The 12,253-nt window shown below is 56.5% G+C and carries 11 protein-coding genes; 9 read left to right on the forward strand and 2 right to left on the reverse strand.

The annotated features are described in order from the left end of the window. The first annotated feature begins 1 nt into the window (after nucleotide 1). The 9 genes from paaE (at nucleotide 2) to paaY (ending at nucleotide 8,641) form a co-directional block, all read left to right on the forward strand. On the forward strand, nucleotides 2–1,072 hold the full coding sequence (paaE, locus tag A4308_RS14960; RefSeq protein WP_032636690.1) for a 1,2-phenylacetyl-CoA epoxidase subunit PaaE: 1,071 nt from the start codon (nucleotides 2–4) through the stop codon (nucleotides 1,070–1,072). Then, nucleotides 1,069–1,836: a 2,3-dehydroadipyl-CoA hydratase PaaF gene (paaF, locus tag A4308_RS14965; RefSeq protein ID WP_032636689.1), complete on the forward strand. Its 768-nt coding sequence runs from the start codon at nucleotides 1,069–1,071 to the stop codon at nucleotides 1,834–1,836. Before paaE ends, paaF begins: the two co-directional genes overlap by 4 nt. Next, nucleotides 1,836–2,624, forward strand: coding sequence for a 2-(1,2-epoxy-1,2-dihydrophenyl)acetyl-CoA isomerase PaaG (gene paaG, locus A4308_RS14970; protein ID WP_047626268.1), 789 nt, complete (start codon nucleotides 1,836–1,838; stop codon nucleotides 2,622–2,624). Before paaF ends, paaG begins: the two co-directional genes overlap by 1 nt. Before the next feature lies 1 nt (nucleotide 2,625). Then, nucleotides 2,626–4,050, forward strand: coding sequence for a 3-hydroxyacyl-CoA dehydrogenase PaaH (paaH, locus tag A4308_RS14975; protein ID WP_045135014.1), 1,425 nt, complete (start codon nucleotides 2,626–2,628; stop codon nucleotides 4,048–4,050). Then, complete coding sequence (gene paaI, locus A4308_RS14980; protein ID WP_014883705.1) at nucleotides 4,040–4,462, forward strand: hydroxyphenylacetyl-CoA thioesterase PaaI; 423 nt, start codon at nucleotides 4,040–4,042, stop codon at nucleotides 4,460–4,462. The genes paaH and paaI overlap by 11 nt, the downstream gene beginning before the upstream one ends. Further along, the gene (gene pcaF, locus A4308_RS14985) at nucleotides 4,462–5,667 is read left to right on the forward strand and encodes a 3-oxoadipyl-CoA thiolase (protein ID WP_045135015.1); all 1,206 of its coding nucleotides are present in this window, start codon (nucleotides 4,462–4,464) and stop codon (nucleotides 5,665–5,667) included. Before paaI ends, pcaF begins: the two co-directional genes overlap by 1 nt. A gap of 26 nt (nucleotides 5,668–5,693) precedes the next feature. Then, nucleotides 5,694–7,010, forward strand: coding sequence for a phenylacetate--CoA ligase PaaK (paaK, locus tag A4308_RS14990; RefSeq protein WP_014883707.1), 1,317 nt, complete (start codon nucleotides 5,694–5,696; stop codon nucleotides 7,008–7,010). Nucleotides 7,011–7,099: 89 nt separating this feature from the next. After that, a complete protein-coding gene (gene paaX, locus A4308_RS14995) occupies nucleotides 7,100–8,035 on the forward strand; it encodes a phenylacetic acid degradation operon negative regulatory protein PaaX (RefSeq protein WP_014883708.1) in 936 nt (311 codons plus the stop codon). Between the two features lie 9 nt (nucleotides 8,036–8,044). After that, on the forward strand, nucleotides 8,045–8,641 hold the full coding sequence (gene paaY, locus A4308_RS15000; RefSeq protein ID WP_045135016.1) for a phenylacetic acid degradation protein PaaY: 597 nt from the start codon (nucleotides 8,045–8,047) through the stop codon (nucleotides 8,639–8,641). A 140-nt stretch (nucleotides 8,642–8,781) separates the two neighbouring features. Here the strand turns inward: paaY and A4308_RS15005 are convergent, their stop codons facing one another. Together A4308_RS15005 and A4308_RS15010 are read right to left on the reverse strand one after the other, a co-directional pair. Continuing rightward, the gene (locus A4308_RS15005) at nucleotides 8,782–9,552 is read right to left on the reverse strand and encodes a DUF5677 domain-containing protein (protein WP_045135017.1); all 771 of its coding nucleotides are present in this window, start codon (nucleotides 9,550–9,552) and stop codon (nucleotides 8,782–8,784) included. Nucleotides 9,553–10,010: 458 nt separating this feature from the next. Further along, nucleotides 10,011–10,535, reverse strand: a complete 525-nt coding sequence (locus A4308_RS15010) for a hypothetical protein (RefSeq protein WP_230278688.1) — start codon at nucleotides 10,533–10,535, stop codon at nucleotides 10,011–10,013. Nucleotides 10,536–12,253 lie beyond the last annotated feature (1,718 nt).

Genomic DNA, 12,253 nt, shown 5'->3' on the forward strand with positions numbered 1-12,253 from the left:
CATGACAACGTTTCATTCATTAACAGTGGCAAAAGTGGAACCCGAAACCCGCGACGCGGTGACCATCACGTTTGCGGTGCCGCAGGCGCTGCAGGAAGCCTACCGCTTTCGCCCCGGACAGCACCTGACGCTGAAAACGAAGCTGGGCGGGGACGAGCTGCGCCGCTGTTACTCCATCTGCCGGAGTACCGCGCCGGGTGAGATCAGCGTGGCGGTCAAAGCCATCGAAGGCGGGCGTTTTTCCCGCTATGCCCGGGATGAGATCAAAGCAGGCATGGCGCTGGAGGTGATGGTTCCTCAGGGGCAATTTGGCTATCAGCCGCAGGCCGAACGTGAAGGCCACTACCTGGCGATAGCCGCAGGCTCCGGCATCACCCCGATGCTGGCGATCCTCTCCGCCACGCTGGCCACCGAACCGAACAGCCATTTCACTCTGATTTACGGCAACCGCAGCAGCCAGAGCATGATGTTCCGCCAGGCGCTGGCGGACCTGAAAGATAAATATCCGCAGCGGCTGCAGCTGGTCTCCATCTTTAGCCAGGAGCGGCTGGACAGCGATCTGCTGTATGGCCGCATCGACGGGGAAAAGCTGCAGGCGCTGGCGAAAACCCTGATCAACTTCCGTCAGTACGACGAGGCGTTTATCTGCGGCCCGTCATCGATGATGGACGAGGCCGAAGCCGCGCTGAAGGCGCTGGGGATGTCGGAAAAATCCATTCACCTTGAGCGCTTTAATACGCCGGGGACCGCCGTGAAACGCACGGTAAATGTGCAGGCGGAAGGACAGAAAGTGACCGTGCGACAGGACGGGCGCGACCGCGAAATTACCCTGACGGCAGACGACGAAAGCATCCTCGATGCTGCCCTGCGTCAGGGGGCGGACCTGCCTTATGCCTGCAAAGGCGGCGTGTGCGCGACCTGTAAATGCAAAGTGCTGCGCGGGAAGGTGGACATGGCGACCAACTACAGTCTGGAGCCGGACGAGCTGGCCGCCGGGTATGTGCTGAGCTGTCAGTCACTGCCGCTCACCGCCGACGTGATCGTCGACTTTGACGCAAAGGGGATGGCATGAGCGAACTGACAGTTACCCGTCATGGCCGCGTGCTGCAGCTGACGCTGAACCGTCCGGCGGCGCGTAATGCCCTGAATAACGCCCTGCTGACGCAATTAGCCGACGCGCTGGAAAGCGCTGCGGTTGATGCCGACATCTCGGCCTGTGTGATCTACGGCAACGAACGCTGCTTTGCCGCCGGGGCCGATCTCAACGAAATGGCAGAGAAAGACCTGCCCGCCACCCTGAACGATATCCGCCCGCAACTGTGGGCGCGCATTAATGCGTTTAACAAACCGCTGATCGCCGCCGTCAACGGTTTCGCGCTGGGCGCCGGATGTGAACTTGCGCTGCTGTGCGACGTGGTGATTGCCGGGGATAACGCACGATTTGGTCTGCCGGAAATCACCCTCGGCATTATGCCGGGGGCGGGCGGTACCCAGCGACTGATCCGCAGCGTCGGTAAATCCCTTGCCAGCAAAATGGTGCTGACCGGAGAGAGCATTACTGCGCAGCAGGCGTTGAGCGCCGGGCTGGTCAGCGATGTATTCCCGGCATCCCTGACGCTGGAGTATGCCCTGAAGCAGGCGGCAGTGATGGCGCGCCATTCCCCGCTGGCGCTGCAGGCGGCGAAACAGGCGCTTCGTCAGTCTCAGGAGGTGCCACTGCAGGCTGGCCTGATGCAGGAGCGTCAGCTTTTTACGCTGCTCTCTGCCACCGAAGACCGCCGGGAAGGTATCGACGCTTTCTTGCAAAAACGCACCCCCGACTTTAAAGGACGCTAATTGTGGAATGTATTCTCAGTCAAGTAGAACAGGGCGTAATGACCATTACGCTGAACCGTCCGGAGCGTCTGAACAGCTTTAATGACGTGATGCATCAGCAGCTTGCAGAATGCCTGAAACAGGCCGAGCGCGATGACACCATCCGCTGCCTGCTGATCACCGGCGCAGGGCGCGGTTTTTGCGCCGGGCAGGATTTGAACGACCGCAACGTCGACCCCAACGGCCCGGCACCGGACCTGGGGATGTCGGTTGAAACCTTCTATAACCCCCTGGTACGCCGCCTGGCAAAACTGCCGAAGCCGGTCATTTGTGCAGTCAACGGCGTAGCGGCCGGCGCGGGCGCCACGCTGGCGCTCGGCTGCGACATGGTGATTGCCGCCCGTTCCGCCAACTTTGTGATGGCCTTCAGCAAGCTCGGCTTAGTGCCGGACTGCGGCGGCACCTGGCTGCTGCCACGCATGGCCGGACGTGCCCGCGCCATGGGACTGGCGCTGCTCGGCGATAAACTCAGCGCCGAACAGGCGCAGGCGTGGGGAATGATCTGGCAGGTGGTGGATGACGACCAGCTCTCCACTACCGCGCAGCAGATGGCGCTGCACTTTGCGTCTCAGCCAACCTTTGGGCTGGGGCTGATCAAGCAGGCCATTAACGCCGCGGAAACCAACACCCTGGATGCCCAGCTTGACCTGGAGCGCGACTATCAACGTCTGGCCGGTCGCAGCGACGACTACCGCGAAGGCGTCAGCGCTTTCCTGGCGAAGCGCACGCCGAACTTTACGGGGAAATAAGATGCTGAACATACGCACGGTCGCCGTGATTGGCAGCGGCACGATGGGCGCGGGCATTGCCGAAGTTGCCGCCAGCCACGGCCATCAGGTTCTGCTTTATGACATCGCCGGCGATGCGATTTCACGCGCCATCGACGGGATTCGCCAGCGGCTGGCCTCCCGGGTAACGCGCGGAAAGCTCTCCGCCGATGCCAGCGCCCAGATCCTGGCCCGACTGCTTCCGGTGACGGATATCACCGCGCTTTCCGCGGCCGAACTGGTGATTGAAGCGGCCTCCGAACGGCTGGAGGTGAAAAAGGCGTTGTTTGCGCAGCTGGCGGAGATCTGTCCGCCCCAGACGCTGCTGACCAGCAACACATCGTCCATTTCCGTCACGGCGATTGCGGCAGACGTGAATCATCCGGAGCGCGTGGCGGGGCTGCACTTCTTTAACCCCGCGCCGGTGATGAAGCTGGTGGAGGTGGTCAGCGGGCTGGCGACCTCTGCGGAAGTGGCAGACGCGCTGTGTGAACTGGCGCTGAACTGGGGTAAACAACCCGTTCGCTGCCAGTCAACGCCTGGGTTCATCGTCAACCGCGTCGCGCGCCCGTTTTATTCCGAAGCCTGGCGTGCGCTTGAAGAGCAGGTCGCCCCACCGGAGGTGATTGACGCTGCGCTGCGCGAGGGCGGCGGTTTTCCGATGGGGCCGCTGGAGCTGACCGACCTGATTGGTCAGGACGTCAACTTTGCGGTGACCTGCTCGGTGTTTAACGCCTTCTGGCAGGAGCGTCGTTTCCTGCCTTCGCTGGTGCAGCAGGAGCTGGTGCTGGCCGGAAGGCTGGGTAAAAAGAGCGGAAAAGGGGTTTACGACTGGCAGGGGGAGAAACCCGTCGTGCAGTGGGTTGAGACCGTAAATGACAGCTACAGCCCGATGCGCGTGGAAAAAAGACGTGACGGTGTCACAGAAATTGATGATGTGTATCTGGTTGAAACGCAGGGGGAAACCGCTCAGGCACTGGCGCTGCGCCTCAACGGCCCGGTAGTGGTGATGGACCGTATTGAGCGTGACGTGGCGGTGATTGCGGCGGCCGCCAGCAACCCGCACACCGCGACGCAAAAAGCCATCCGCTACCTGCAACAGCAGGGGCACCGGGTGGTGCAAATTGCCGATTATCCCGGTCTGCTGGTCTGGCGCACGCTGGCAATGATTGCTAACGAAGCGCTGGATGCCCTGCAAAAGGGGGTCGCCAGCGAGAAGGATATCGACACCGCCATGCGTCTGGGCGTGAACTACCCGAGCGGCCCGATCGCGTGGGGCGAGCGTCTGGGCTGGCAGCGCCTGCTGACCCTGCTGGAGAACCTGCAACGACATTACGGCGAAGAACGTTATCGCCCCTGTTCACTGCTGCGCCAGCGGGCGCTTCTGGAGAGTAGCTATGAGTCATAACGCCTGGCATAACGCCCGCACGATGTACGAAAAGGACGCCTGCGCGCAGGCGATGGGGATGGACATTGTCGATATGGACGAGGGCTACGCGGTGGTGACCATGACCATCACCCCGCAGATGCTCAACGGCCACAAAACCTGTCACGGCGGCCAACTTTTTTCGCTGGCAGACACCGCCTTTGCCTACGCCTGTAACAGCCAGGGGCTGGCGGCGGTGGCCTCCGGCTGCTCGATCGATTTTCTGCGTCCGGGCTTTGCCGGAGATAAGCTCACCGCCACCGCGCGGGTGATGCATCAGGGCAAACTGACCGGCGTGTACGACATTGAAATTCAGAACCAGCAACAGAAAACCGTCGCCCTGTTCCGCGGAAAATCACACCGCATCGGCGGCACTGTCACAGGAGAGGCCTGATGCGTGACGCATTTATTTGTGATGGCGTTCGAACGCCAGTGGGGCGCTACGCCGGCGCGCTTTCTGCCGTGCGAACGGACGATCTCGGTGCCGTACCGCTGCGTGCGCTGCTGGACCGCTACCCGCAGCTCGACCTGGAACGGATTGATGATGTGATTTTCGGGTGCGCCAACCAGGCGGGGGAAGATAACCGCAACGTGGCGCGAATGTCGGCGCTGCTGGCCGGATTGCCGCAGACGGTATCCGGAACCACCATTAACCGCCTGTGCGGCTCGGGTCTGGACGCAATAGGCTTCGCTGCTCGCGCTATTAAAGCAGGTGATGGCGACCTGCTGATGGCGGGCGGCGTCGAGTCCATGTCCCGCGCACCGTTTGTGATGGGGAAAGCCACCGCCGCGTTTCAGCGCCAGGCGGAGATCTTTGATACCACCATCGGCTGGCGATTTGTGAATCCGCTCATGCATCAGCAATTCGGAACTGACAGTATGCCGGAAACGGCAGAGAATGTAGCTGAATTGTTAAATGTCAGCCGTGCCGATCAGGACGCGTTCGCGCTGCGCAGCCAGCAACGAACCGCTCTGGCGCAACAGAACGGCATTCTGGCGCAGGAAATCGTGCCGGTACGGGTACCGGGTAAAAAAGGGACGGTCACCGAATTCAGCGTGGATGAACATCCGCGCGCAGAGACCACGCTCGAACAGCTTTCCGGGCTGAAAACGCCGTTCCGTAAGAACGGGGTGGTGACGGCGGGGAATGCGTCCGGCGTCAACGACGGTGCGGCGGCGTTAATCATCGCCAGCGAGAAAATGGCGCTGGCGCAGGGATTAATCCCCCGCACGCGGATCGTGGCGATGGCAACGGCAGGCGTGGAGCCACGTTTAATGGGGCTCGGACCGGTGCCTGCCACCCGCCGGGTGCTGGAGCGTGCCGGTCTCAGCATCAACGATATGGACGTCATCGAACTCAACGAAGCCTTCGCCGCGCAGGCGCTGGGCGTCCTGCGTCAGCTGGGTTTGCCGGATGATGCCGCGCACGTTAACCCGAACGGCGGCGCGATTGCGCTGGGCCATCCGCTGGGAATGAGCGGGGCCAGACTGGCGCTGGCCGCGAGTAATGAATTGCATCGACGCAACGGGCGCTACGCGCTCTGTACGATGTGCATCGGTGTGGGTCAGGGCATTGCCATGATCCTTGAGCGTGTTTGATCAAATTTCACTGTGAGCACCCTACAATGACAAATACAACAAAGCTTGATCCGATTGAAACAGCCTCCCTTGACGAGTTACAGGCGCTGCAGACTGAGCGTCTGAAATGGACGCTGCATCACGCCTACAACAACGTGCCGATGTACAAACGCAAGTTTGACGCCGCGGGCGTTCACCCTGACGATTTCAACGAGCTGGCGGATATCCGCAAATTCCCGTGCACCACCAAGCAGGACCTGCGGGATAACTATCCGTTTGATACGTTTGCCGTGCCGATGGAGCAGGTGGTGCGCATTCACGCATCGTCCGGTACCACCGGCAAACCGACCGTTGTCGGCTACACGCAGGGCGACATTGACAACTGGGCCAACCTGGTGGCCCGTTCCCTGCGCGCCGCGGGCGGTAGTGCGAAGGACAAAATTCACGTGGCGTATGGCTATGGTCTGTTTACCGGCGGGCTGGGCGCACATTACGGTGCCGAGCGCTTAGGGGCGACGGTGATCCCGATGTCCGGCGGCCAGACGGAGAAACAGGCGCAGCTGATCCGTGATTTCCAGCCGGACATGATCATGGTGACGCCATCCTATTGCCTCAACCTGATTGAGGAGCTGGAACGTCAGATGGGCGGCGATGCCAGCACCTGTTCCCTGCGCGTGGGGGTATTCGGCGCCGAGCCGTGGACACAGGCCATGCGCCGTGAAATCGAAAAACGCCTGGGGATTACGGCGCTGGACATTTACGGCCTCTCCGAAGTGATGGGGCCGGGTGTGGCGATGGAGTGTATTGAAACCGCCGACGGTCCGACCATCTGGGAAGATCATTTCTATCCGGAGATCGTCAACCCGAACGACGGCACGCCGCTGAACGACGGCGAGCAGGGCGAACTGCTGTTCACCACGCTCACTAAAGAGGCGCTGCCGGTGATCCGCTACCGCACCCGCGACCTGACGCGTCTGCTGCCCGGCACCGCCCGTACCATGCGCCGCATGGACCGGATCAGCGGTCGCAGCGACGATATGCTGATCATCCGCGGCGTCAACGTCTTCCCGTCACAGCTGGAAGAGGAGATTGTGAAGTTTGAACATCTCTCACCCCACTACCAGCTGGAGGTGAACCGTCGCGGACATCTTGATTCACTTTCCGTGAAGGTGGAGCTGAAAGAGAGCAGCTTAACGCTGACCCACGAGCAGCGTTGCCAGGTGTGCCACCAGCTGCGTCATCGCATTAAATCGATGGTGGGGATTTCCACCGATGTGATGATAGTCAACTGCGGCAGCATCCCGCGTTCAGAGGGCAAGGCCTGTCGGGTGTTTGATTTGCGTAAAGTCGCGGCCAACGGTTGAGTTTCCCACAAGTCAGCCCTCTCCCCTTGGGAGAGGGTTAGGGTGAGGGGAATATGCTATGATTCATCCAGACCAAAAATAACAACAGAATGAATCACATGAATAAACTCGATGCCTTTATCCAGCACGCGGTTAGCTCGGTTCCCGTTAGCGGAACGTCGCTTATCTCCTCATTATACGGTGACGCGCTTTCACATCGCGGCGGCGAGATTTGGCTTGGCAGCCTCGCCGCCTTACTGGAAGGCATGGGGTTTGGCGAGCGCTTCGTGCGCACCGCGCTGTTTCGCCTCAACAAAGAGGGCTGGCTGGACGTCTCGCGCATCGGGCGTCGCAGCTTTTACCGCCTGAGCGATAAAGGGCTGCGCCTGACCCGTCGCGCGGAGAATAAGATTTACCGCGCCGAACTGCCCGCCTGGGACGGAAAATGGCTGTTACTGCTCTCCGAAGGGCTGGACAAAACCACCCTTGCCGACGTCAAAAAGCAGCTGATTTGGCAGGGGTTTGGCACGCTGGCGCCGAGCCTGATGGCCTCGCCGTCGCAGCATCTGGCGGATGTACAATCTCTGCTTCACGATGCTGGCGTGGCGGAGAACGTCATTTTCTTTGAAGCCCACTCGCCGCTGGCGCTCTCCCGCGCGGCGCTGCGTTCACGGGTAGAAGAGTGCTGGCAGCTAACCGAGCAAAACGCGATGTATGAGTCGTTTATTACTTCGTTCCGGCCGCTTCTGCCGCTGTTAAAAGAGGCCGCGCCGGAGGAGCTTACGCCGGAACGGTGCTTCCAGATCCAGCTGCTGCTGATTCACTTTTATCGTCGTGTGGTGCTAAAAGACCCGCTGTTGCCGGAGGAGTTACTGCCTGCGCACTGGGCGGGACAAAGCGCCCGACAGCTCTGCATCAATATCTATCAGCGTGTTGCACCGGGGGCGCTGGCGTTTGTCAGCGAGAAGGGGGAAACCTCCGTCGGCGAACTGCCCGTGCCCGGCACGCTCTACTATCAACGCTTTGGTGGTCTTTCAAGCGCATAAGGAGTGAAGATGCCTGTTTATCAAATTGACGGTCTGACGCCGGTGGTGCCTGACGAGAGCTACGTCCACCCAACGGCGGTGCTGATTGGGGACGTGATTCTGGGTAAAGGCGTTTATGTCGGCCCTAACGCCAGCCTGCGCGGTGATTTTGGCCGCATTGTGGTGAAAGATGGCGCCAACATTCAGGATAACTGCGTCATGCACGGCTTCCCGGAGCAGGACACGGTGGTGGAGGAGGACGGGCATATCGGCCACAGTGCCATTCTCCACGGGTGCGTGATCCGCCGTAACGCGCTGGTGGGCATGAACGCGGTGGTAATGGATGGGGCGGTCATCGGTGAAAACAGCATCGTCGGAGCGGCGGCGTTCGTGAAGGCGAAAGCGGAGATGCCCGCTAACCATTTGATTATCGGCAGTCCGGCCAAAGCGATCCGCGAGCTGAGTGAGCAGGAACTGGCCTGGAAGCAGCAGGGCACGCGGGAGTATCAGGTGCTGGTAGAGCGCTGCAAGCTGACGATGCACCAGGTCGAGCCGCTGCGCGAGGTTGAGCCTGACCGGAAGCGACTGACGTTTGATGAGAATTTAAGGCCGAAGTCGGCGGTGTAGGGGGGAGGTCCGCTTTGTGCCAGAAGCGGGCATTGCTAACATCAATATAAATTGTTCTATGGGGCGCATGTCATTTGCAGTATATAAAGAAGAAATTAAAAGACTGTCAAATAAAAAGCCCCTCTACAGGGGCTGAGTTTTTACTGTTTACCACGTTTAGTCATCTCATCTGCTAACTGTGAAGACCAATAATGTTGATTCTTCGCATCTAATATGAAGTGTAGCGCTCTCGCGCACTGTATCTGAGCAGACTCATAAGCATGGATATTACCAACTGAAGTAGGAACTAAGTGGGTTTCAGGTGTGTAGTATTGGTAGATGCTCGTTTGTGAAGGATGAACATATTCGCTAAGTATGTCATACGTCAGTTCAAAATCGCTTTCTCTCCCCTTAGTCTGTTTCATCTCATCTTCATAGAGATCGCGTAAAGCATTCATCACATGCTGACTGACAGCAAGTAGGTTTTCAAAACGATGCTTAGTCTCTTCAGTAAACATGTAGTCGTTAGGGTCAAATACTCCTTTCTGAATCTTTTCTTGCTCTGACTTTTTAAATCGGGAACTGTTCGTAAAGCCCAGGATGACATCGAGAGCTTTATCTACACTTTCGCGGCCGCTTTGGTTCGTCAGGATCTTCTCCACTTTCTTGTTTAAGAGTCGTGAGAAAGCATGTGTTTCAATCATCCCCCGGCTAACGACACAAGCGGTTTGGTATCGTTCGTTTTCGAGGAGGAGAAGCGCATCATCAAAGATATCTATCTGCCTGTTCATTAGCAAATTTGCATAGTTAGCGAGATACAACCCCTGATCAGGATTATGCATCTTTCCGACAACTACACCGTTAACCTTGTTCAGCGCAGCTCTGGCGGCTTTTGCCTCGTTTAGGCTCTGCTCTATAAGTTCTTTAAACATGCTGTGTTTCCTTACAGGATAATGTGTCTCAACAAGTAATCATTCCAGCTTTTGCCAGCTTCTTGATCTGTTCTTTTTATAGCAAGGTATTATGCTGAAGAGAGGGGCACCAATCACTAGGATCTTCTCCCAACGATAAGTATAAACCCACCGATGCTGTAATTATCCCGCTTAATTAAACAAACCACTTTTGGTATTCACTGTAGCCCAATGTGACCTGCCCCTTGTTATTGATACGCAACCACGTTAGCAAAACCCCCACCTGCTTGCTAGACCACTCGAACGTCCGCTTCTCGCTCATAGCGGACATCGGCCTGCAAACGTCCGTTTCGTGCCAAAAGCGCGTATTGCAAAGTCTGCATTGCATTCACCGGAAAGGTACAATGCAGACGATTAGATTACCTCTGCCAGTCACGGAAAAGCTCCAAATGAGGCCTGGCTGAGGAGCTGTTGACCTTCTATTTCAGCTTCTGCCTCAGATCGATATAGACATCAGTCAGCTTTGCGACATTGGCTTCATCCATGGAGAGTTCTGAGAAGTCAACAAACCAGTTTCCAGTACTGTGCTTATTGATAACAAATAGCTTTTTACCGTTCAAAAATCGATACTCAACATCGTAGTCTTTATGGGTCCACGAGAGATTATCCGGAATAGTGAATTTTGCCGGCTGCGCAGGATTTTGCGGATCCCATTTTAAAAAGCCAGTGTACATGGTTATCCAGCTTTCGAGGCTGTCCTTCGTAACATATCCGAAGTGACTCGACATATCCCCACCGTAGTATATAGCCATTACTGCATATTCGCCTTTATCGTCAAGGCGAAGAATTCCATCAAAACCATCTTTGTACTGCGGTTCATTGACCAGCATCACTTCAACACCGGTTTTGTACTGTGTCCAGGTATAATAAAAAGCCGGCTTCCCGGGCGTTGAACAGCCCGCCGTAAGTAACACAAATATAAGCCCTAAAATTCTAATCATCATTATTCCCTATTTAATAAAAACCATGTCTTTATCACAGTAAAAAAATATATTTAATTTCCTTCGCTGAGGTAAAACGAGGGAGAAATGCCGCATGGGTACTTAATAGCGAACAGACCATTAAGCCTGAGTGCATAAAACCGCCGTTTCAGGTCTTCCTGACTTACGTCACAGCTTTGGAATACTGGAAGGACATTTTTCCAGCTCTGACGGCAGTTCCAGTGCAGCCAGTCCCACGCAATTTGTACAACTGCCACTTAATCACTCCTTATCAGGATTGTTTTGATCCCGCTGCATCGACAGCTTCGATTTATCTTGTGATAGTCCGCAAAGCTGTAAATGGGTAGCCAGGTGAAAGCAAAGGCCCTGTTTTCACCCTGCATACATACACATCTATGTTATATCGGCAAAAAAACGACTTGCATGAGCGGTTGTTTGAGCTAAATGTGACGCTTCACTAATCAGAAGAAAGCCGTCAGGTTCTCGCTCACAGCGGCTTATATCAAATGGATGTATGACAGGCTGGCTTAGCCAGATTTAGGGCAACAAGAAGGTGAACACGTCAATGTCGAGTCCCTGTACGAAAGATTTTGGCACAGTGGTAGAGGGGAGTTCAGGGGCGTTATCGTTTGGACTGGTACCGTGCCTGGTCATGGCTGGGGTCTTCACCAGTCTGTCACGAAAACAGGCATACCGTACTAGCTTATGTTAGCGGCAGCCCTGGTTGCTACGGTGGGATTCTTCTTGTGCATTTTTAGCATGGCGAGAGTCATTAACGACGTCGTGTCAACCAATATGGTGAGACGTTTGCCGCTTTCCATGGGGCGCTATTGTAGTGACGATGCGGGCCTGTGGGTATCTGTACCGCAGGGGGTAGAACTCTGGGTAAGTGTCTATGACTCAGGCTGGACGGTCTTACACAAAAATGCAGTCAAGTTCCTTGAGACTACACCTGACCCTTCCGTGGCCCTTGAATCCTTTGCTGACTTAACGAGCCCCACAAGCTGGAGTGGCAGCCTTGCAAACATATGGCAGGCACGAGCTGACGCTTTCGGTGAACTCATCCACCACCCGCGGGCTGACATTTCAGACGCTGCAAGAGACATCCATGAGCGCTTAATGCTTATGATTGAGCGTCAACGGGATCGGGAACAGCAGGAAGATCGTAAAGGCGAACAGCGATTTGAGTGAAGACATTTAATCGGTCTCGGCTGAGCGACACGGCGTATCACGCTTCAGAATCATATGTTTAAAAGAATGTGGTGTTTTCCATCAGCCCTGGTTCGGGTAAACGGCGAGGTAGCCGCAGTTCGCCAGCAGTGCCTCGCCAGATATCCTGATGCAAAGACCCTTTATGACGCTGTCGGTAGCCCGGGAGCTAGTTTTTTGTCGCTTCCCGACTCGGCTGAAACAGCTTCGCTCGTCTCTGCGGCAGCGTTGATTTGTGCCCGAAATGCTTCCAGCCTCTCCGTCGGACATTTCATATCAAATCGTAAACGGTGTGAAGGATCGCTGAACTTAGATGCTGAAACTTGGGCGTCCCGTTAGGCTCAATATATCAGGGTTGGGCGATGCGCATGTCTACCGACAAAATCTGCGGTACAAGCTGTTTGATTGTTGGCAAGGGAAGGGCAAAGCTTGTGCAGGGGATATGTCATTGATGTTTGCGCTTGAGAACTGTCGTCCGCTTGGTACCAGAAACCGACGTTTATTTAGCACTT

This window comes from Enterobacter sp. ODB01, from assembly GCF_001623605.1.
Lineage (GTDB): Bacteria > Pseudomonadota > Gammaproteobacteria > Enterobacterales > Enterobacteriaceae > Enterobacter > Enterobacter kobei.

What these genes read in the sequence shown, in the direction of transcription:
- paaE (WP_032636690.1), top strand. Translation starts at nt 2, where the DNA reads ATGACAACGTTTCATTCATTAACAGTGGCAAAAGTGGAACCCGAAACC.
- paaF (WP_032636689.1), top strand. Translation starts at nt 1,069, where the DNA reads ATGAGCGAACTGACAGTTACCCGTCATGGCCGCGTGCTGCAGCTGACG.
- paaH (WP_045135014.1), top strand. Translation starts at nt 2,626, where the DNA reads ATGCTGAACATACGCACGGTCGCCGTGATTGGCAGCGGCACGATGGGC.
- paaI (WP_014883705.1), top strand. Translation starts at nt 4,040, where the DNA reads ATGAGTCATAACGCCTGGCATAACGCCCGCACGATGTACGAAAAGGAC.
- pcaF (WP_045135015.1), top strand. Translation starts at nt 4,462, where the DNA reads ATGCGTGACGCATTTATTTGTGATGGCGTTCGAACGCCAGTGGGGCGC.
- paaK (WP_014883707.1), top strand. Translation starts at nt 5,694, where the DNA reads ATGACAAATACAACAAAGCTTGATCCGATTGAAACAGCCTCCCTTGAC.
- paaX (WP_014883708.1), top strand. Translation starts at nt 7,100, where the DNA reads ATGAATCACATGAATAAACTCGATGCCTTTATCCAGCACGCGGTTAGC.
- paaY (WP_045135016.1), top strand. Translation starts at nt 8,045, where the DNA reads ATGCCTGTTTATCAAATTGACGGTCTGACGCCGGTGGTGCCTGACGAG.
- A4308_RS15005 (WP_045135017.1), bottom strand. Translation starts at nt 9,552, where the DNA reads ATGTTTAAAGAACTTATAGAGCAGAGCCTAAACGAGGCAAAAGCCGCC.
- A4308_RS15010 (WP_230278688.1), bottom strand. Translation starts at nt 10,535, where the DNA reads ATGATGATTAGAATTTTAGGGCTTATATTTGTGTTACTTACGGCGGGC.